The following is a 19227-nucleotide window of genomic DNA, read 5'->3' as shown; positions in this document are numbered from 1 at the left end:
GGACTATGGAAATCGCCATGGAAACGATCTTCGATAGAGCCCTGATCGCCGCACATCGCCATCGCGCGCTTGCTCATAACGATCCGAAAGCCGCCTTCCTGCTCGACATCGCCGCGGAGGAAATGGCCGAAAGGCTTGGCGTCGTCGAGCGCCACTTCGACGCAGCCGTCGAGCTGCACGGCGCGACCGGCGCTGCGGCCCGCGCTGCAATGGCGACCGGCAAGATCGGCACGATGTTCCGCGTGGAAAGCGAGAAGGCCTATGCCGGACCCGGCGAGACCCTGATCGTGGCGCCGCTCGAGGACGTGCCGCTCGAGCCGCAATCGACCAACCTCATCCTTGCGCCGCTCAGCCTGCATCTGACCAATGATACGCCGGGTGTTTTCATCCAGATCCGGCGCGCCCTGAAGCCGGATGGCCTGTTCCTGGCGGCGATACCCGGCGCCGGCACGCTGCAGGAACTGCGCGATGTATTGCTGGCCGCCGAGGCCGAGATGACCGGCGGCGCAAGCCCGCGCGTCATTCCCTTCGCCGACGTGCGTGATGTCGGCAGCCTCATGCAGCGCGCCGGCTTCACGCTGCCGGTGATCGACGCGGAGAACTACACGGTACGCTATGATTCGCTCTTTCCGCTGATGCGGGATCTGAGAGCGATGGGCATGAGCAACCCACTAGCAGCCCGTGGCCGCATGCCGCTGACGCGCGCCTTTTTCGTGCGCGCTGCGGAGATTTATGCCGAACGTTATTCCGATCCGGACGGACGCATCCGCGCGACCTTCTCGATCATCTATGTCTCGGGATGGGCTCCGCACGAGAGCCAGCAAAAGCCGCTCCAGCCGGGTTCGGCCAAAGCACGCCTTGCCGATGCGCTGAAGGTGGACGAGCACAAGCTCAGGCAGTAGCCGCCATCAATTGGCGGGCAGATTGTTGCTGATCATGCCGAAGACGTTCTGCAGGGAATTGCTGAAAAGACCCAGACCGGAGATGAGCGCGGTGCAAATGAGGGCGGCGATCAGGCCATATTCGACCGCCGTGGCACCTCTGTCATCTGCAAGAAATGCTTTCAAAAGGCGCATTACCCCATCCCCCTGCGTAAGCCGACCGCAATAACGAACTCCACGGCCATCGGGCGATGGCCGGCATTTTCAGCAACCGGCGCCGACGCCGTACCCCTGGACGACGCAGACCGAACCGGGCGTTTCCTGAAGGACGCTGCGGCGGATCGTATAGCGCTTGCCGCCCTCGTCCTTGGGGATCGATCCCGTCGTGATCGTATCAAAATCCACCGGCGCGCTGGCAAAGACGCTCTTCTTCGAGGAATCCGCAAGCATAGGCGTCAGAATAAGCGTCAGCGCGACCACCGCCGTGCCGAACAGAAGGGCGATATTGAGCGCACCCGTCCTGCGCGAGGCAGACGAAGCCCGTTCCTTTTCCCGGACAGCTTTCCAGAAATCATCGTCCATGACGTCAAGCCTTTTAATACACGCACGCCAGATGCTTGATTGAGGCCGATATTTGGCAGAAGGTGTTAAACGATCCATTAATATCCACAGGCGAAAACGGCACTGCGCGATAATAATCAGGTAACGCTAATGCAGGTCGCCTGGAAGTGTGCAGCGGTTCCAGGATAACGACATGCAATAGAATAAAAATTTAAAGCGCATTGAACGAATCAAGTTCAACGAGATGCGCTTTAAAGTAAATCCTGCAACATCGGGATGAGCGGCTCATCGGCCGGCGGCATCGGGTAGTCGCGCAACGCCTGCGGACGCACCCATTTCAGCGCCTGGCCCTCGCGCCCCTCGGCAATGCCCTCATAACGCCGGCAGATATAAAGCGGCATCAGAAGGTGGAAATTCTCGTAGGAATGGCTGGCGAAGGTGAGCGGCGCGAGGCACGCGATCTTGGTCCTGATGCCAAGCTCTTCCTCGAGCTCTCGCACCAGCGTTTCCTCCGGCGTCTCGCCAGGCTCGACCTTGCCGCCCGGAAATTCCCAGAGCCCGGCAAGCGACTTCCCCTCGGGGCGCTGTGCCAACAGGATACGCCCGTCGGCATCGATCAGCGCGCAGGCGGCGACCAGCAATATCTTCCGGCCTGCTTCGCTCATCGCGGCGCCTGCTGCCAGTAGCAATAATGATAGGCGTCGCGAAAGCCGAGGCGCTCATAAAGGGCGATAGCCGGGCGATTGGAAAGCTTCACCTGCAGCCAGGCCGAGCGAGCGCTGCGCATGCGCGCCCAGCGCAACGCCGATGTCAGGATTTCCATGCCGAGCCCCTCGCGCCGCCGCGTCTCGGAAACGGAAAGCGACATGATCCCGGCAAGGTCGTTGTCCTGGACGCAGAGCACGGTTGCCAGCGGGCCTTCCACCGCATTCTCGATCAAAAACAGGCCGGATGGCGGCTTGATCGCCGAAATGATTTCAGCAAGCGCCGGCTTCAGCGTAGGCGGCGCCCGGTCGACGGCAAGGTTGGCGTCGACGAAACGGCCAACATCGTGGGTCGGCAGGTGATCGAGCGTATCCGGCAGCTCCGCCTCGGCAAGATCGCACGTCATCACCACCGTCTCGTCGAATTGCGTCCAGTTCTGCGCGCGGAGAAGATCGATCAGCACAGGCGAGGCAAGCGGCGTCTGACGGATCACGGCAGCGCGGCCATAGGCCTCGAATTTCCGGCTTACCTTCTCCAGGCGGATTTCGACGTCGCGATGATCCGAGGGATCGAGCGGCACGATGGAATTCAGCCGGTTGGAGGGATGGCCGGCCGTCAGCCGCACCTGCCAGCTGCCGTCATACTGCACCGATGCCGCCGGCCAGGCACGGAAGCCGACGGCCTCCAGCCTGCGAACCAGTGGGAGATTCTGTTGGGAAATGGATGCCTGCGCCAATGAACGATCAGCTCCGATAGTCGCCGTTGATCGCAACATATTCCTTCGTGAGGTCACAGGTCCAGACCGTAGCCGTGCCAGCGCCGAGACCGATATCGACTTTGACGGGGATATCCTGCGCCTTCATGACATCAGAGGCGGCCACTTCGGAATAGTCAGGATCGCGCTCGCCGTTGACGGCGACCCTGACGTCACCGAACCAGATGGCAAGCCGGTCGCGGTCGGCCACCTCGCCCGATTTGCCGACAGCCATGACGATGCGGCCCCAATTGGCATCTTCGCCGGCGGCCGCCGTCTTGACCAGCGGCGAATTGGCGATCGAAAGTGCGATGCTCTTGGCGGCAGCGTCGCTCTCGGCACCGGTCACGGTGATTTCGAGCATCTTCGTGGCACCCTCACCGTCACGCACCACCTGCAGCGACAGATCTTTCAGCACGTCGTTAAGTGCTGCCCGGAAGGCGCCAAGGCGCGGATCGTCGGCGCGCTCGATGCGGGCCTGGCCGTCCTCGGCAGCCGCACCCGTAGCAAACAGCATCAGCGTATCGGAGGTGGACGTGTCGCTGTCGACGGTCATGGAATTGAAGGTCGGGCCGACGCCGTCGGACAGAAGCGCCTGCAGCGCGGCAGGGGCGATATCGGCATCGGTGACGACGAAGGAAAGCATCGTCGCCATGTCGGGCGCGATCATGCCGGCGCCCTTGGCGATGCCGTTGATCGTCACCGCAACGCCGCCGATTTCCGCGCTGCGCGTCGAAACCTTCGGGTAGGTGTCGGTCGTCATGATCGCCTTGGCGGCCTCGAACCAGAAATCGCCGGTGGCTTCGACCTGCATCCGGTCCAGAACGCCGGCAAATTTGGTGGCATCGAGCGGCTCGCCGATGACGCCGGTCGAGGCCAGATAGACCTCATTTTCGGCGCAGCCAACGGCTGACGCAGCCGACTTCGCCGTCAGCGCGGTCGCCTCGCGGCCCTTGAGGCCGGTGAAGGCATTGGCATTGCCTGAGTTGACGACGACGGCCCGCGCAGAGCCATGGGGAAGGTTCGCGCGGCAGAAATCGACCGGCGCAGACGGGCACTTCGAGCGGGTAAAGACGCCCGCCACGGCCGCCGGCTTGTCGAAGACCATCATCAATACGTCGGTACGGTTCTTGTATTTAATGCCGGCTGAAGCCGTCGCCATGCGCACGCCGCGCAGCGAGGGCATGGAGACGAACGATTTCGGAGCGAGCGGGGAGACGGAACCGGACATGATACGACACCTGCCAAAGAGCATTTCGAGGCGAAATCGGAACCGGTTCGCCGTCCCGGAAATGCGACAACAACGATAATAGTGAAGGGCCCGGAAAAACCGGGCCCTGATACGATATTACTTCTGCGGCGCCGGCGCGACGGGCTCGCTGCCCGGCTCCGGCTGCTTGTTGGCCTCGTCGTAGCCCTTGCGCAGCGTTTCGTCCATGATCTCGACCTTGGCGGACGTCTTCGCCTGGGCCAGAAGCGCAAGATACTTGTCGCGCATGACGAGCTGACGAACCTGATCCTGCACCTGCTCGAAAGCCGGCGGAGCGGCGTCGCGCTTGTCCTCGACCTTGATGACGTGATAGCCGAAATCGGTCTTCACCGGCGTCTTGGAATAGGTGCCCTTTTCAAGCGCGAAGGCCGCGTCCTCGAATTCCTTGACCATGCGGCCGCGGGTGAAATAGCCGAGATCGCCGCCTTCCGACTTGTTCGGATCGGTGGACTTTTCCTTGGCGAGTTCGGCGAAATCCTTGCCGGCGTCGAGCTGCTTGATAATGTCCTTGGCTTCGTCCTCGGTCTTGACGAGGATGTGACGGGCGTGGACTTCCTCCTGCTTCGGCAGGGCCGCGACTTCCTTGTCGTAGCGCGCCTTGACTTCGTCAGGCGTCACGGTGTCGACGACATGCTTCTTGAAATAGGCATTGTGCAGCTCGCGATCGGCGAGATACTGCATGCGCTTCTTGAATTCGTCGGTCTGATCGAGCTTCTCGGCGATGGCATCGGCTGCGAGCAGCTTCACGTCGATGGCGGCCGACAGGGCTGCGACCTTCTTCTGCTCATCGGGAAGCTGCGCCAGCTGCGGGTCGAGGTTGGCGACGGCGAGATCGAGTTCCGACTGGTGGATCTCCAGATTGCCGACCTTGGCGACGACAGCGTCGTCAGCAAAAGCGGGCGCCTGGAACGCAACAAAAGTGACAAATGCCAGCGCGGCGAATTTGTTGGTGCTCAACATGAAATACCCTTCAGAGTTACATCACCGGCTTCAGCATCCCCTGAATCCAGCTCAAAATAGCCATCAACACCGGAATGTGGCCTTTCTGTATCCGCCAAATCCGTTGACATCATTCGACCCCCCTCTTATCTGTCACGCAACCTCGCGTCCAGAACAGTTTCCGGGCGTTTTAAGCTGCGCGCCTGATTTTCGGCTGGGCCGCAAACAAGAAACGCCGGGGATGAAATATTGAGAAAGGGCCAGTCACATGGTCAGCTTTGGCGGTATAGCCCGCAAGTTATTTGGATCGTCCAATGATCGCCGCGTGCGGTCCTATCAGCCGAACGTCGCTGCAATCAACTCTATCGAAGAGAAGACGAAGGCGCTGACGGACGAGCAGCTCGCGGCAAAGACGGTGGAATTCCGTGCGCTTCTCGCCGAGGGCAAGACGCTCGACGACATCCTGGTTCCCGCCTTTGCCGTGGTACGCGAGGCCTCGCGCCGCGTTCTCGGCCTGCGACCTTTTGACGTACAGCTCGTCGGCGGCATGATCCTGCATTCGAATGCGATCTCCGAGATGAAAACCGGCGAAGGCAAGACCCTCGTCGCCACTCTGCCGGTCTATCTGAACGCGCTTTCCGGCAAGGGTGTGCACGTCGTCACCGTCAACGATTATCTCGCCCAGCGCGACGCCGCGACCATGGGCCGTGTCTACGGCTTCCTCGGCATGACCACAGGCGTCATCGTTCACGGCCTTTCCGACGAGGAGCGCCGCGCGGCCTATGCCTGCGACATCACCTACGCCACCAACAACGAGCTCGGCTTCGATTATCTGCGCGATAACATGAAGTACGAGAAGAACCAGATGGTCCAGCGCGGCCACAATTTCGCGATCGTCGACGAAGTGGACTCGATCCTCGTCGACGAGGCGCGCACGCCGCTGATCATCTCCGGTCCGCTCGACGACCGCTCCGAACTCTACAATACGATCGACGCCTTCATTCCGCTGCTGGCGCCCAGTGATTACGAAATCGACGAGAAGCAGCGCTCCGCCAACTTCTCCGAGGAAGGCACCGAAAAGCTCGAAAACCTGCTCCGCCAGGCCGGCCTGCTCAAAGGCAACGCGCTCTACGACATCGAGAACGTCGCGATCGTCCACCACATCAACAATGCCCTGAAGGCTCACAAGCTCTTCCAGCGCGACAAGGACTATATCGTCCGCAACGACGAAGTGGTCATCATCGACGAGTTCACCGGCCGCATGATGCCGGGCAGGCGCTATTCGGAAGGCCAGCACCAGGCGCTCGAAGCCAAGGAAAAGGTGCAGATCCAGCCGGAAAACCAGACGCTGGCCTCGATCACCTTCCAGAATTACTTCCGCATGTACGGCAAGCTCGCCGGCATGACCGGCACAGCGCAGACGGAAGCGGAAGAATTCGCCAACATCTACAATCTCGACGTCATCGAGGTCCCGACCAACCTGCCGATCAAGCGCCTTGACGAGGATGACGAAGTCTACCGGACCTTCGACGAGAAGTTCAAGGCGATCATCGAAGAGATCCTCGACGCCCATAAGCGCGGCCAGCCGGTGCTCGTCGGCACCACCTCAATCGAAAAGTCGGAACTGCTTGCCGAGCGCCTGCGCAAGCAGGGCTTCGACAACTTCAAGGTACTGAACGCCCGCTACCACGAGCAGGAAGCCTATATCGTCGCCCAGGCCGGCGTGCCGGGTGCCATCACGATCGCCACCAACATGGCCGGCCGCGGTACCGACATTCAGCTCGGCGGCAACCTCGACATGCGCATCGAGAGCGAACTCGGCGAATTCGAAGCGGGTCCGGAGCGCGACGCCCGAATCCAGGCGATCGTCGAGGAGATCAAGGAACTCAAGCAGAAGGCGCTCGCCGCCGGCGGTCTCTACGTCATCGCCACCGAACGCCATGAAAGCCGCCGCATCGACAACCAGCTGCGCGGCCGCTCCGGCCGCCAGGGCGACCCCGGTCGTTCGAAGTTTTATCTGTCGCTTCAGGATGACCTGATGCGCATCTTCGGCTCCGACCGAATGGACAGCATGCTGACCAAGCTCGGCCTCAAGGAGGGCGAGGCGATCGTCCATCCCTGGATCAACAAGGCGCTCGAGCGCGCCCAGAAGAAGGTCGAAGCCCGCAACTTCGATATCCGCAAGAACCTTCTGAAGTATGACGACGTTCTCAACGATCAGCGCAAGGTGATCTTCGAACAGCGCCTTGAACTGATGGAATCGACCAATATTTCCGAGACCGTCTCCGACATGCGCCGCGAAGTGATCGAGGATCTGGTCGACAAGCATATCCCGGAACGCGCCTATGCCGAACAATGGGATGCCGTCGGTCTGAAGACCGCCGCCACCAACATCCTCAACGTCGAACTGCCGATCGAGGACTGGGTGAAGGAGGAAGGCATCGGCGAAGACGATATCCGCGAGCGCCTGACGCAGGCCTCCAATGCCGCCTTCACGGAAAAGGCCGAGCGTTTCGGCGACGACATCATGCATTATGTCGAGCGCTCGATCGTCATGCAGACGCTCGACCACCTCTGGCGCGAGCACATTGTCAACCTCGACCATCTGCGCTCGGTCATCGGCTTCCGCGGCTATGCCCAGCGCGATCCGCTGCAGGAATACAAGTCGGAAGCCTTCGAACTCTTCACCGCCCTGCTCAACAATCTGCGCGAGGCGGTCACCGCCCAGCTGATGCGCGTCGAGCTGGTGCAGCAGGCGCCTGCCGAGCCCGAGCCGCCGCTGATGCAGGCCCATCACCTGGATCCGACGACCGGCGAGGACGATTTCGCCCCGATCTACCAGGCTTCTGAAGTCCTCATCTCGCCTGAGAACCGCAATCCTGATGACCCCGCCACCTGGGGCAAGGTCGGCCGCAACGAGGCCTGCCCTTGCGGCTCCGGCAAGAAATACAAGCATTGCCACGGCGCCTTCGAACAGGTCTGAGGCAAATCGCAACGATCCTGAAATGCCGCCTTCGGGCGGCATTTTCTTTTCTGCGGCAAGACAGGAAAACCAGCATTTCGGCTTTGGCGTCGAGGCTGATCCGGAACCGTTTCTTAACCCTGATCTGTCAAGACTTCGCCGACGATTTGCCTGACCTTCAGAGTTTTGCGTGTTCATCATGGCAGTCATAGAAACAGCAGAGAAGATGCTGCCCGCGGGCCTGCGCCCGATCGGCGGACGTACGCTGCGCATGGTTGCGGCGGTGCTCACCGAACGCGGCGAAAAGGCGGCCGCCCAGCGCATGGCGCTGACGGCCTTTTCGATCCGTATCCTCAGCGCCGCTCTCGCCTTCCTGTCCCAGATCGTGCTCGCCCGGCTGATGGGCGAATATGAATACGGCATCTTTGTCTTCGTCTGGGTGCTGGTCGTCGTCTTCGGCGATCTCTCCTGCCTCGGCTTTCAGACCGCGATCATCCGCTTCCTGCCGCAATACAGGGCGGCGGGCGCTTTAGAGGAAATCCGCGGCCTCACCGGCACGGCGCGCATCTTCGCGCTGCTTTCCGGCACGGTGGTGCTCGCCGCCGGCATGCTCGGGCTGCATTTTTTCGGCGATATGATCGAGACCTATTACCTCGTCCCGATCTTTCTCGGCCTGCTTGCCATGCCGATGATCGCGCTTGGCGACATTCTGGAAGGCACTTCACGGGCAAACCACTGGCCGGTGATGGCGCTGAGCCCGGTCTATATCGTCCGCCCGATCCTCATCATCGCCTTCATGCTGATCGCGATTGCGATCGGCGCTCCGCATACGGCGGTCACCGCCATGCAAGCAGCGCTCGCCGCCACCTTCGTCACCGCCGTCGGCCAATACTGCGCCACACTTTATCGTCTTCGCCGGCATTACGAAAATGGCCCGCGCAAGGTCGATTTCCTCGCCTGGTTCAGCGTGGCCTTCCCGATCTTCCTGATCGAAGGCGTGAGCTTCCTGCTCACCAATTCAGATGTCGTCGTCGTCGGCATTTTCCTTGAGCCGCATGATGTCGCGATTTATTTCGCCGCGGCCAAGACGATGGCTCTGGTGCATTTCATCAATTTCTCCGTCAAGGCGGCCGCCGGCCCGCGCTTTTCCTCGATCATCGCCGAGGGCGACCACGCCCAGCTGGCGATCGCCGCCGCCGACGCCGCCCGTTGGACCTTCTGGCCGGCGCTCGGGGTCGGCCTTGTGGTGCTTGCCGCGGGCCATCTGTTGCTATCGCTCTTCGGCGGCGCCTTCACCGCGGGTTATCTTGTCATGGCGATCCTGCTTGCCGGAATCCTCGCCAAATCGCTGGTCGGCCCAGCCGAAACATTGCTGATGATGGCAGGCAGGCAGAACCTCTGCGTTGCGCTCTATGCCGGCGCATTGACCGTCAATATCGGGCTGAACCTCGCTTTGATCCCGCATTACGGCATCGAAGGCACCGCTGTTGCCACCGCTTCGGCCATGGCGGTCGAGGCGATCCTTTTGCATGTCGCCGTGCGCCGCACGCTCGGCATCATCCTCTTCGCCTTCTCCAGCCCCTCCGCCGCAACGCCAGAAATGAGAGTTCGATAGATGGTGCGCCTGCCTCCCGTCACCGAAAGCACCGACAGCATCACCAACCGGATGGTGCATGATCTTGCCGCACTGAATTTCGAAGCGCCGCAGGCCGAGGCCCGCGCCGAAATCGGCCGGCCGGGGCGCGAGCTCTGCCTCTATCCCGGCAAGCTCGGCTACGAACTGCAGGAGGAGCTCGACTTCCTCTCCAATCGGGCGATGGAACCGAACGTCTTCTTCTCCGGCCGCTTCCTTGCGCCCGCCATGCCACGGCTCGAAGACCGGCAGGTGAACTTCGCCCTCATCCGCGATCACAGCGCCGGCCGCAGCCGCATGCGCTTCCTCATGCCGTTTTCTGTCGACAAGCCGGGCTTTGCCGTCGGTCCGTCGATCATTCGCGGCTGGTCGAACAGTTTCGGCCCGCTCGGCACGCCTCTCGTCGATGGCGAGGATGCCGCCGAAACCCTCGACAATTTATTCGAGGGACTGACCGCTCCGGATCTCAACCTGCCCGGCACGCTCGTTCTGCCGGATCTGAGGCTGAACGGCATCTTCGTGCGCATGGCCAAGGCCGTAGCGCTCAGCCGCAACCTGCCGCTCACCGTGACCAATCCTTACCTGCGCCCGATGCTGCACAGCGAGGAAGAGGCACCCGCCTACCTCGGCAAAACAGTCTCCTCCTCGCACATGCGCGAAATGCGCCGTCAATGGCGCCTGCTGGAGGAACAGGGAACGGCGGTCTATGCCGTGGCGCGCCAGCCGCGCGAAATCCACACCCGCTTCGAGGAATTCCTGGCGATGGAGGCCGGCGGCTGGAAGGGCAAGCGGCGAAGCGCGCTCGTCACCGATCGCTACCACACCGCCTTCGCCCGCGAGGCCGTATCGAACCTTGCCGCCGTCGATGCCGTGCGCATCCATACGATCGACCTGAATGGCAGGGCGATCGCCGCCATCGTCGTTCTGATGATGGGCGGCGAGGCCTATACCTGGAAGACCGCTTATGACGAGAATTATGCCCGTTTTTCGCCCGGCAAGCTTTTGATGAGCGAACTCACCGAATGGCATCTCGACGACGCCAATATCGTGCGCTCCGATTCCTGCGCCGTCTCCGATCATCCGATCATGAGCCGCTTCTGGCAGGAGCGCGAGGAAATGGGGACATTGGTGATTGGGCTCACGCAGAACGGCGACCGCGACATGCGCCAGGTCGCCGCTCAGCTCCATATGTATCGCAGCACCCGCAACATGGCGAAGATGCTGCGCGAGAAGATTATGTCGCTTGCGGGGCGAAGCTAACCCTCGGCCCCCGCTCTTTCGCGCAGCAGCCGGCGGATCACCTTGCCGGTGGTCGTCAACGGCAGAGAGTCGATGAATTCCACCTCGCGCGGATATTCATGCATCGAAAGCCGCATCTTCACCCAGTCCCTGATATCGGCGGCCAGCGCCTCGCTTGGAGTATGGCCGGGTGACAGCACGATATAGGCCTTGACGATCTCGGTGCGCACGGCATCGGGTTTGCCGACGGCGGCGGCAAGCTGCACGGCAGGGTGGCCGAGCAGACAGTCCTCGATTTCGGCCGGGCCGATACGATATCCCGACGAGGTAATGACGTCGTCGTCGCGGCCTTCGAAGGTGACGTAGCCGTCTTCGTCCTGCCGGCCGATATCCCCGGTGAGCAGCCAGCCCTTGACGAATTTCTTCTCCGTCGCCGCAGCATCGTTCCAATAGCCGAGGAACATGACGGGATCGGGAGTGGCGATGGCGATCTGGCCCGGTTCGCCCGCCGGCAATTCCTCGCCCGCTTCATCGACGATTGCGACGCGGTGTCCCGGCACCGTCCGGCCTATGGCGCCGGCCTTGGTGACGCCATAGGCGGCGCTCGACGACAGCACGAAATTGCATTCCGTCTGGCCGTAGAATTCGTTGACGGTGATGCCGAGCGCGCGACGCGCCCACTCATAGGTCTCGCGGCCAAGCGCCTCTCCGGCCGAGCCGATGGTGCGCAGCACCAGATCATATTTCGAACGAGGATCGGCAACGGACCGCATCAGCCGCAGCGCCGTCGGGGGAATGAAGGCGTTGCGCACCTTCATCTCCGCCATGATGCGATAGGCCATGCCGGCATCGAATTTCTGCGCCGGCGACGAGACGACGGGAACGCCGAGCAGAAGGCTCGGCAGCAGCGCGTTGAGCAGCCCGCCCGCCCAGGCCCAGTCGGACGGCGTCCAGACCTTGTCGCCCAGTTTCGGAAAGCCCTCATGGGCAAACTGCATACCCGGGATATGGCCGGGCAGGACACGGTGGCCATGCAGCGCGCCCTTTGGCGGCCCCGTCGTTCCCGAGGTGAAGATCATCAGCGCCGGATCGTCCGGGCCGGTCTTGGCGACATCGAAAACGGAGGGATGAGTATCCACGAGTTCGGCAAAAGCGAGCGTGTCGTCATTTTTCCCGTCGACGCTGACGACATGTTTCAGCATCGGCAGGCGATCGCGGATCTGCCGGATGCGCTCTAGACCGAAGCCGTTGGTGATGATGGCGGCCGTACCCGCGGCCTTCAGCCGATATTCCAGCGCTTCGACACCGAAAAGCAGCGCCAGCGGCAGCGCGATCGCACCCATTTTATAGATCGCCACATGCGCGATCACCGTCGCAAAGGATTGCGGCAGGAGCAGCGCGACACGATCGCCGCGTTCGATTCCGAGCGAAACGAGTGCATTTGCGAAGGCCGAGGAACGATCTGCGAGCGCACGATAGGTCATCGCGCCATGATGGCCGTCCGGGCTGAAATGTTCGAGACAGACGCGCTCCGGCGCCCGATCCGCCCAGTCGTCGCTGACCGCGCGGCCGATATTGAAATCAGTGGGAATCCGCCAGGAAAAATCGCGATAGAGATCGTCATAACGATCGTGGGATGGCAGTTGCATGGTCGGATTCCGGTGAAATGCTGCAGCAGCTAACACCTTGCGGCGCGGATGTGCAAGCCGAAGCCGGAAGCGGCCGCCTCAGAGCGATCCCGCATCGTTGCGCTCACGCCAGCGCAGATTCTTCATTCCGCTCCCTGCGACTTTGGCAGTTCCGCACTAGATCATGGAAAGCCGCGGGGTTGTCATCGAATTCATCACGGAGTCGTTTCATGGAATACGCAAAATTCGGCAAGACCGGGCTCGAGGTCTCGAAAATCTGCCTCGGCTGCATGACCTTCGGCGATCCCGGCCGCGGCAACCATGCCTGGAGCCTCAGGGAAGAGGAAAGCCGGACGATCATCAGACAGGCGATCGACCTCGGCATCAATTTCCTCGACACGGCCAACACCTATTCCAACGGTTCCTCCGAGGAGATCGTCGGCCGTGCCATAAAAGACTTCGCCAAGCGCGAGGATATCGTGCTGGCGACCAAGGTGTTCAATCGCATGCGGCCGGGCCCGAACGGCGCCGGCCTGTCGCGCAAGGCGATCTTCGACGAGATCGACAACAGCTTGCGGCGGCTCGGCACCGATTATGTCGACCTCTACCAGATCCACCGTTTCGACTACACAACGCCGATCGAGGAAACGCTGGAAGCGCTCCACGACGTCGTCAAATCGGGCAAGGCGCGCTATATCGGCGCCTCCTCCATGTATGCGTGGCAGTTCGCCAAGGCGCTCTACGTTTCCAGGCTGAATGGCTGGACCGAATTCGTCAGCATGCAGGATCATCTGAACCTGCTCTACCGCGAGGAAGAGCGCGAAATGCTGCCGCTCTGCGAAGATCAGAAAATCGCGGTCATTCCCTGGAGCCCGCTCGCCCGCGGCCGCCTGACCCGCGACTGGGACGAGACGACGGCGCGCAGCGAAACCGACGAATTCGGCAAGACGCTCTATACGCAATCCATTGACGCCGACCGCAGGATTGTCGAAGCGGTGGCGCAGATCGCCAAGGCTCTCAGCATCTCCCGCGCCCAGGTCGCGACCGCCTGGATCCTGCAGAAGAGCGCAGTCACCGCTCCGATTATCGGCGCTTCGAAACCAACTCATTTGACAGACGCCGTTGCCTCGCTCTCGGTCAAGCTCAGCGCCGAGGAAGTCGCGGCGCTGGAGGCACCCTACATCCCGCACGCTGTCGCCGGCTTCAAATAGCCGCCATCCCGCGCGGGGAGGGAAATCAAAATGTGCTTTCCTGACTTAGATTATGCCCCGCTGCCCGGATCGAGTTGCCGGCGCATCGTCACCAGAAACTGCTCGGCAAGCGCCCTGTCCTCGACCGCGCGGGCAAGAATGACGGCGCCCATCATTGACGAGAGCGTCGTGGCGGCATTGGCGCGGCGTTCCTCTTCGCTCTCGCCGGGAACGATATCGGCGAGCGTGTTGACCAGCACGGAAAGCCCGTCGCTGAAAACCTCTCGAACCGCCCCGTGGCTGCGGCTCACCTCCTGGATCAGTGTCGCGAAAACACAGCTGCCGCCGGGATCGTCGACCGTGCGCCAATGGATATAGTGATCGAGAAGCGCTTGCAGCGGCCGCTCCGGCGAACTCGCGATATGCTCCTTCCAGCGCTCTTCCACCCTGTCGATCAGCTTGCGGCTGACCTCGAGCGCCAAGTCGTCTTTCGAGCTGAAGTGGCCGTAAAAGCCGCCATGCGTCAGTCCAGCCGCCTTCATGATGTCGGCGACGCCGACACCGTCGAAACCGTTCTCGCGAAAAAGCACGCCGGCAACGCTTAGGATCTTCTCGCGGTTTTCGGCAAATTTCTCGCGGCTGACCCGCATTGTCGTCTCCAGAAAATAGTCGCTTGACAAAATATATGATGTCCATCATCAATAAGCAAGAAATATGATGACCATCATGTAAATCGCTCCTCTATCTTCCCAAACCTCAATTCGAACGGAATCTTGCCTATGGTTTCCGCAGCTCTTGCCTCCTCCCTTGCCCGGCGCAACATCCATTACGGCTGGGTCGTCGTTGCCGCCACCTTCCTCACCATGCTGGTGACGGCGGGCGCCATGGGCGCCCCTGGCGTGCTCATCAAGCCGCTGCAGGACGAGTTCGGCTGGGAAACGTCGCAGATTTCATCCGCGCTTGCGATCCGTCTGATTCTCTTCGGTTTCATGGGCCCGTTCGCCGCCGCCTTCATGAATTATTTCGGCGTACGAAAGGTCATCGTCTTCGCGCTGGCGTTGATCGGAGCAGGCTTCATCGGCTCTCTGTTCATGACCAAGCTTTGGCATCTGCTAGCGCTGTGGGGCATCGTTGTCGGCTTCGGCACGGGGCTGACGGCCATGGTGTTGGCGGCAACGGTCTCCACGCGCTGGTTCGTCAAGCATCGCGGCCTTGTTGTCGGCATGCTTTCGGCAAGCTCGGCGACCGGCCAGCTCGTCTTCCTGCCGCTCATGGCGGAACTCACCGAACGCTACGGCTGGCGCGCCACCGTATTCTTCGTCTGCGCCATGATCATGGTTGCCGCCCTGCTGGTCCTTCTCTTCATGCGTGACCGACCTTCGGACGTGAACCTGCCGTCGCTTGGGGAAACCCAGGTTGCACCTGCGCCGGCCGCCACCACGCTCAGCGCGGCCTTGATGACGCCGATCACCACCCTCAAGGAAATATCGGCGACCTCGACCTTCTGGATACTCTTCGCCACCTTCTTCATCTGCGGCCTCAGCACCAACGGTCTGATCCAGACCCATTTCGTCACCCTTTGCGGCGATTTCGGTATCGTCCCCGTGGCCGCCGCCAGCGTTCTCGCCGTCATGGGCATTTTCGATTTCTTTGGCACTATCGGCTCCGGCTGGCTGTCCGACCGGTTCGACAATCGCTGGCTACTGTTCTGGTACTACGGCCTGCGCGGCCTCTCGCTGCTCTATCTGCCCTTCAGCGATTTCAGCTTTTACGGCCTCTCCATCTTCGCGGTCTTCTACGGCCTCGACTGGATCGCCACCGTGCCGCCGACCGTCAAGATCGCGGCCGACCGCTTCGGCCGCGAAAAGGCGGGCCTCGTCTTCGGCTGGGTCTTTGCAGGGCATCAGTTGGGAGCCGCAACCGCCGCCTATGGCGCCGGCCTCTCGCGCACGGAGCTTTCGAGCTACCTGCCCGCCTTCTTCGTCGCCGGCGCCTTCTGCCTGCTGGCATCGATCCTGGCGATCACGCTGAAGAAGTCAGGCCTGACCAATCCCGTGCCGGCCGCCGCCCATTGATATCAAACACGATCCGGCCTCGAAACGAGGCCGGATCTCTCCACGGATCGCCGCGATAACTTCGCTTGCCCGTCTTGCGCGCCGGCGCGCTCGCATGTTAGACAGCCGCCCGTCCGTATCCGTTGCCCCATTGGCGGAATTGGTAGACGCGCTCGACTCAAAATCGAGTTTCGAAAGAAGTGCTGGTTCGACCCCGGCATGGGGCACCAGCCTTCGCTCTGCAGGCCGAAGAGAGCAGCTAAGCGAAGGCGGAGTGGTTCGACAACGCTCCGGCTAGCTGCGCATCATCTTCGCAACCAAGTGAAACTACTTGTTCTTCAACAGCCACATTTTGCCGGCCATGGTGATGCCGTAGACGTCTTTTGAGACATCGTCATCCAGATGCCGCCTCTCGAGGAATCCCGGCTCCTTCAACTCGCCCAACGTCTTGGCGGTGACCGATTTCACTTTCTGGGGACGTTCTTTCCACCGGTCGGATTTTGCATAGGTCACGGTCGCGTTCTGGTGCGTCCATTTGTTGGCCGGTTGAGGATAAAGATCTCCATCCCGGGCGAGTTTGAGTGCGGCGATCTGGGATGGTGTTAGTTCAATCATGCTGAAAAATCCTGTGCGGGAGGTATTCGCGCTGGGAACGCGCTTCTACCAAAGGCGTGCTCATAACACCGACAAACGATTTTCACCACCACATCGAGGTCGCCGTGCCGAAAAGGCGAAAACCCGGCTCCCACGGAACCGGGCTTCGTCATTGTCGACTGTATCCATTAATAGCAGCGACGGACCGTCTTGGTGACTTCGCCTTCGTCGGTCTGACGGGTGACGCTTCTGGTTTCGCAGCCGTCATCACGATAGCGGCGATGTTCGCGTTCGCGCACGGCGCCGAAGGTAATGCCGCGTTCGCTGATGGTGACGCCGGGCCGGACCCGCTCAGGGCGATAGCCGTCGTCATAGGAACGCTCCCTGACATAGACGCTGTCGGCCAGAGCAGGCGCGGCAAACGAGCAGGCGGCAAGAGCCGCAACGGTACAGTTCAGGATGATCTTTCGCATATCGTTTCTCCTTCTCCTGATGAAAAGGCAACGAGACAGGGCGCAAGTGGTTCCAACATCGGCAAGGGGCTAGTCGCGCCTAGGCGGAGCAAGACCGTAATCTGCTCACGACCGGCGGGGCCTCTAAGACAGCCGTCCCATTGCCCAAATCAACTGTTTAATTTTGCTTGCGCTTCGTACAAAGTGGCCGCCGTCATCGAAGGAAGAGGCAGACGTGCATCAGGAAGTCGGACTCATCGCAACGGTCGCCGTCAGTTTCGTTTTCGCGGCAATCCTCGGTTACGGCGCCGACAGGCTGCGGCTGCCGCCGCTCGTCGGCTATCTGATGGCCGGTATCCTGATGGGGCCGTTCACGCCGGGCTTTGTCGCCGATACTGCTCTTGCCGGTCAGCTGGCGGAAATGGGCGTTATCCTGCTGATGTTCGGCGTTGGCCTGCATTTTTCCGCCTCCGATCTGCTCGCCGTGCGGGGGATCGCCGTGCCTGGCGCGATCGGGCGGATTGTCATTGCCACCTTGCTGGGCATCGGCCTCTGCAAACTCTGGGGATGGAGCCTCGGCGCCGGCATCGTCTTCGGCCTCAGCCTGTCGGTGGCGAGTACCGTGGTTCTGCTGAAGGCATTGGAGGAGCGCAATCTCGTCAACGCGCCGAGCGGACGCGTCGCCGTCGGCTGGCTGATCGTCGAGGATCTGGCGATGGTGCTGGCGCTGGTCCTGCTGCCGGCGCTTGCGGAACTTTTGGGTGGCCACGCGGTAGATACGACGAACCACGGCCTCGGAGACCTGCCGTTGGCGCTGACGATCGCCCTGACGCTGCTGAAGGTCGCGGGCTTTGCCGCAATGGCGATCTTCCTCGGTCCTCGCATCGTGCCCTGGCTGCTGACGACGATCGCTCGCACAGGTTCGCGCGAGCTTTTCACGCTGACAGTGCTGGCGATCGCACTCGGCATTGCCTTCGGTTCGGCGGCGATCTTCGGCGTCTCCTTCGCGCTCGGCGCCTTTTTCGCCGGCGTCGTCATGAGCGAATCCCAGCTCAGCCACAGGGCGGCCGCCGATTCGCTGCCATTGCAGAACGCCTTCTCCGTGCTGTTTTTCGTCTCCGTCGGCATGCTCTTCGACCCCTCGATCCTGGTGCGCGAGCCGCTGGCCGTGATCGGCGCGCTGGCGCTCATCATCCTCGGCAAAGGCGTCATTACCCTCCTTATCGTCATGCTGCTCAGATATCCGATCGGCATGGGACTGACACTGGCCGGCGGCCTTGCCCAGATTGGCGAGTTTTCCTTCATCCTCGCCGGCCTCGGCGTCTCGCTCGGGCTGCTGCCGCACGAGGGTCAGGATCTAATCCTTGCCGCTGCGATCCTGTCGATCACTCTCAACCCGATCGTGATCTTTTCGACCGACAGGCTGAAAAAATATGTCCATTCGACATGGCCGGCCCTCTGGGAAACCTATGGCAGGAAGCGCCAGAAGGTCCTCGGCAGAGAACTGGAAAAGATCAGGGCGCAGGGCGAGGAGCGTGAACGCCAGCATCAGCTGAAGATGCAGCAGTTGATCGAAACCTTCCCGTTGTTTGCCCAGGTCGACGAGGATGCGCAGGAAGAGCTGCTGCTGCTCTTCAAGGCGAAATCCGCGCCGCCCGGCGAACGCGTCATCCGCCGCGGCGACCGTGGCGACGGCATGTTTTTCATCTCTTCCGGCGCCGTGGAAGTGCGGCTTGCCAGCGGCGCAATCCGCCTGGAGCCGGGCTCATTCTTCGGCGAAATGGCGCTTCTGACCGGCGGACGGCGCAGCGCCGACGTCATCGCCGTCGATTTCTGCCAGTTCGAGGTGCTCGAGCGGCGCGATTTCAACATGTTCATGTCGCGCCATCCCAATCTGCGCGCCATCGTCAGCGAAATGGCTGAGAAGCGCACGGAAATGAACGTCCTGCGCCAGCAATGGGAAAAGTCGATGGACCTGTCCTGAAACGGCGATCACACCGCCCTGATTGCCTCGGGAGGCGCCGGCCAGTAGGCGTCGGAGCGAAAATCCACCGGGATGGGATCGAGCCGCGACAGCGCCTCGGCGACGAAGTTGATCTGCAGCGACAAATATCTGAGCGCTCCCGGCATTGGCGCGCCAGTCGCAAACTCCCGGACGCGGGAAAGATGGTAGCCGCTTTCGCTGAGCCGCCGGGCGGCCTCCCGCCGCACGTCGTCGGGACTCGGCCCGCGGCCCGCCTCAGGGCGCTCATCCGCCAATACGGCCTGCCCTCGGCCGCCCTCGATCACCTTGAATATCATTTCACGCCACCCTGCATGCTGACCCGAAAAGAGCTTGCCGCAGAATGGCCGATTCGCAATCCCG

At 61.7% G+C, this 19227-nt stretch carries 18 protein-coding genes and 1 tRNA gene; 8 read left to right on the top strand and 11 right to left on the bottom strand.

The annotated features are described in order from the left end of the window. Positions 1-17 precede the first annotated feature (17 nt). Positions 18-902, top strand: coding sequence for a methyltransferase domain-containing protein (locus EFQ99_RS15440; protein WP_126921871.1), 885 nt, complete (start codon positions 18-20; stop codon positions 900-902). Positions 903-908: 6 nt separating this feature from the next. On the opposite strand, the gene EFQ99_RS15435 is transcribed toward EFQ99_RS15440, so the two are convergent. The 6 genes from EFQ99_RS15435 to EFQ99_RS15410 all read right to left on the bottom strand — a co-directional run bounded on the left by EFQ99_RS15435 (position 909) and on the right by EFQ99_RS15410 (position 5131). Next, positions 909-1076, bottom strand: a complete 168-nt coding sequence (locus EFQ99_RS15435) for a Flp family type IVb pilin (protein WP_126921870.1) — start codon at positions 1074-1076, stop codon at positions 909-911. A gap of 69 nt (positions 1077-1145) precedes the next feature. After that, on the bottom strand, positions 1146-1463 hold the full coding sequence (locus EFQ99_RS15430; protein ID WP_126921869.1) for a hypothetical protein: 318 nt from the start codon (positions 1461-1463) through the stop codon (positions 1146-1148). A 230-nt stretch (positions 1464-1693) separates the two neighbouring features. Continuing rightward, the gene (gene mutT, locus EFQ99_RS15425; RefSeq protein WP_126921868.1) at positions 1694-2107 is read right to left on the bottom strand and encodes an 8-oxo-dGTP diphosphatase MutT; all 414 of its coding nucleotides are present in this window, start codon (positions 2105-2107) and stop codon (positions 1694-1696) included. Beyond that, positions 2104-2922, bottom strand: a complete 819-nt coding sequence (locus EFQ99_RS15420) for a GNAT family N-acetyltransferase (RefSeq protein WP_126921867.1) — start codon at positions 2920-2922, stop codon at positions 2104-2106. Before EFQ99_RS15420 ends, mutT begins: the two co-directional genes overlap by 4 nt. After that, positions 2891-4132 carry a bifunctional glutamate N-acetyltransferase/amino-acid acetyltransferase ArgJ gene (gene argJ / locus EFQ99_RS15415; RefSeq protein ID WP_126921866.1) on the bottom strand — a complete coding sequence of 414 codons (1242 nt, stop codon included), beginning with the start codon at positions 4130-4132 and terminating at the stop codon, positions 2891-2893. The genes EFQ99_RS15420 and argJ overlap by 32 nt, the downstream gene beginning before the upstream one ends. Positions 4133-4249: 117 nt before the next feature. After that, positions 4250-5131: a peptidylprolyl isomerase gene (locus EFQ99_RS15410; RefSeq protein ID WP_126921865.1), complete on the bottom strand. Its 882-nt coding sequence runs from the start codon at positions 5129-5131 to the stop codon at positions 4250-4252. Between the two features lie 247 nt (positions 5132-5378). Between EFQ99_RS15410 and secA the strand changes: the two genes are divergently transcribed. The 3 genes from secA (at position 5379) to EFQ99_RS15395 (ending at position 10965) form a co-directional block, all read left to right on the top strand. Beyond that, positions 5379-8093, top strand: coding sequence for a preprotein translocase subunit SecA (gene secA / locus EFQ99_RS15405; protein WP_126921864.1), 2715 nt, complete (start codon positions 5379-5381; stop codon positions 8091-8093). A gap of 178 nt (positions 8094-8271) precedes the next feature. Beyond that, positions 8272-9687, top strand: a complete 1416-nt coding sequence (locus tag EFQ99_RS15400) for a lipopolysaccharide biosynthesis protein (RefSeq protein ID WP_126921863.1) — start codon at positions 8272-8274, stop codon at positions 9685-9687. After that, positions 9688-10965, top strand: a complete 1278-nt coding sequence (locus EFQ99_RS15395) for a GNAT family N-acetyltransferase (RefSeq protein ID WP_126921862.1) — start codon at positions 9688-9690, stop codon at positions 10963-10965. It abuts the gene before it with no gap. On the opposite strand, the gene EFQ99_RS15390 is transcribed toward EFQ99_RS15395, so the two are convergent. Next, a complete protein-coding gene (locus EFQ99_RS15390) occupies positions 10962-12593 on the bottom strand; it encodes an AMP-binding protein (RefSeq protein WP_126921861.1) in 1632 nt (543 codons plus the stop codon). The two genes, EFQ99_RS15395 and EFQ99_RS15390, sit on opposite strands and share 4 nt — an antisense overlap. A gap of 209 nt (positions 12594-12802) precedes the next feature. On the opposite strand from EFQ99_RS15390, the gene EFQ99_RS15385 reads away from it, so the two are divergent. Further along, positions 12803-13783: an aldo/keto reductase gene (locus tag EFQ99_RS15385; protein ID WP_126921860.1), complete on the top strand. Its 981-nt coding sequence runs from the start codon at positions 12803-12805 to the stop codon at positions 13781-13783. A gap of 50 nt (positions 13784-13833) precedes the next feature. On the opposite strand, the gene EFQ99_RS15380 is transcribed toward EFQ99_RS15385, so the two are convergent. Next, complete coding sequence (locus tag EFQ99_RS15380; protein ID WP_126921859.1) at positions 13834-14412, bottom strand: TetR/AcrR family transcriptional regulator; 579 nt, start codon at positions 14410-14412, stop codon at positions 13834-13836. Between the two features lie 129 nt (positions 14413-14541). Here EFQ99_RS15380 and EFQ99_RS15375 point away from each other — a divergent pair, with 129 nt between their 5' ends. Continuing rightward, positions 14542-15837, top strand: coding sequence for an MFS transporter (locus EFQ99_RS15375; RefSeq protein WP_126921858.1), 1296 nt, complete (start codon positions 14542-14544; stop codon positions 15835-15837). A gap of 124 nt (positions 15838-15961) precedes the next feature. Then, positions 15962-16046 (top strand) — tRNA-Leu (locus EFQ99_RS15370). Between the two features lie 97 nt (positions 16047-16143). Here EFQ99_RS15370 and EFQ99_RS15365 read toward each other — a convergent pair. Further along, on the bottom strand, positions 16144-16431 hold the full coding sequence (locus EFQ99_RS15365) for a hypothetical protein (RefSeq protein ID WP_126921857.1): 288 nt from the start codon (positions 16429-16431) through the stop codon (positions 16144-16146). Positions 16432-16598: 167 nt separating this feature from the next. Further along, entirely contained in the window at positions 16599-16883 is a 285-nt protein-coding gene (locus EFQ99_RS15360) for a hypothetical protein (protein ID WP_126921856.1), read from the bottom strand. Positions 16884-17097: 214 nt separating this feature from the next. On the opposite strand from EFQ99_RS15360, the gene EFQ99_RS15355 reads away from it, so the two are divergent. After that, the gene (locus EFQ99_RS15355; protein ID WP_126921855.1) at positions 17098-18846 is read left to right on the top strand and encodes a cation:proton antiporter domain-containing protein; all 1749 of its coding nucleotides are present in this window, start codon (positions 17098-17100) and stop codon (positions 18844-18846) included. A gap of 8 nt (positions 18847-18854) precedes the next feature. Here EFQ99_RS15355 and EFQ99_RS15350 read toward each other — a convergent pair whose 3' ends face one another. Then, positions 18855-19163: a hypothetical protein gene (locus tag EFQ99_RS15350; RefSeq protein WP_126921854.1), complete on the bottom strand. Its 309-nt coding sequence runs from the start codon at positions 19161-19163 to the stop codon at positions 18855-18857. Positions 19164-19227 lie beyond the last annotated feature (64 nt).

It is taken from the genome of Rhizobium vallis (assembly GCF_003985155.1).
In the GTDB taxonomy this organism is placed as follows: domain Bacteria; phylum Pseudomonadota; class Alphaproteobacteria; order Rhizobiales; family Rhizobiaceae; genus Rhizobium; species Rhizobium vallis.
The sequence above is the reverse complement of the archived record's forward strand: the minus strand, read 5'-3'. Positions and strand labels throughout refer to the sequence as shown.

Excerpts from the sequence above, each read along its gene's own strand:
- mutT (WP_126921868.1), bottom strand. The coding sequence starts at position 2,107 with ATGAGCGAAGCAGGCCGGAAGATATTGCTGGTCGCCGCCTGCGCGCTG.
- EFQ99_RS15410 (WP_126921865.1), bottom strand. The coding sequence starts at position 5,131 with ATGTTGAGCACCAACAAATTCGCCGCGCTGGCATTTGTCACTTTTGTT.
- EFQ99_RS15395 (WP_126921862.1), top strand. The coding sequence starts at position 9,688 with ATGGTGCGCCTGCCTCCCGTCACCGAAAGCACCGACAGCATCACCAAC.
- EFQ99_RS15380 (WP_126921859.1), bottom strand. The coding sequence starts at position 14,412 with ATGCGGGTCAGCCGCGAGAAATTTGCCGAAAACCGCGAGAAGATCCTA.
- secA (WP_126921864.1), top strand. The coding sequence starts at position 5,379 with ATGGTCAGCTTTGGCGGTATAGCCCGCAAGTTATTTGGATCGTCCAAT.
- EFQ99_RS15430 (WP_126921869.1), bottom strand. The coding sequence starts at position 1,463 with ATGGACGATGATTTCTGGAAAGCTGTCCGGGAAAAGGAACGGGCTTCG.
- EFQ99_RS15360 (WP_126921856.1), bottom strand. The coding sequence starts at position 16,883 with ATGCGAAAGATCATCCTGAACTGTACCGTTGCGGCTCTTGCCGCCTGC.
- EFQ99_RS15375 (WP_126921858.1), top strand. The coding sequence starts at position 14,542 with ATGGTTTCCGCAGCTCTTGCCTCCTCCCTTGCCCGGCGCAACATCCAT.
- EFQ99_RS15435 (WP_126921870.1), bottom strand. The coding sequence starts at position 1,076 with ATGCGCCTTTTGAAAGCATTTCTTGCAGATGACAGAGGTGCCACGGCG.
- EFQ99_RS15400 (WP_126921863.1), top strand. The coding sequence starts at position 8,272 with ATGGCAGTCATAGAAACAGCAGAGAAGATGCTGCCCGCGGGCCTGCGC.
- argJ (WP_126921866.1), bottom strand. The coding sequence starts at position 4,132 with ATGTCCGGTTCCGTCTCCCCGCTCGCTCCGAAATCGTTCGTCTCCATG.
- EFQ99_RS15365 (WP_126921857.1), bottom strand. The coding sequence starts at position 16,431 with ATGATTGAACTAACACCATCCCAGATCGCCGCACTCAAACTCGCCCGG.
- EFQ99_RS15390 (WP_126921861.1), bottom strand. The coding sequence starts at position 12,593 with ATGCAACTGCCATCCCACGATCGTTATGACGATCTCTATCGCGATTTT.
- EFQ99_RS15385 (WP_126921860.1), top strand. The coding sequence starts at position 12,803 with ATGGAATACGCAAAATTCGGCAAGACCGGGCTCGAGGTCTCGAAAATC.
- EFQ99_RS15350 (WP_126921854.1), bottom strand. The coding sequence starts at position 19,163 with ATGATATTCAAGGTGATCGAGGGCGGCCGAGGGCAGGCCGTATTGGCG.
- EFQ99_RS15440 (WP_126921871.1), top strand. The coding sequence starts at position 18 with ATGGAAACGATCTTCGATAGAGCCCTGATCGCCGCACATCGCCATCGC.
- EFQ99_RS15420 (WP_126921867.1), bottom strand. The coding sequence starts at position 2,922 with ATGTTGCGATCAACGGCGACTATCGGAGCTGATCGTTCATTGGCGCAG.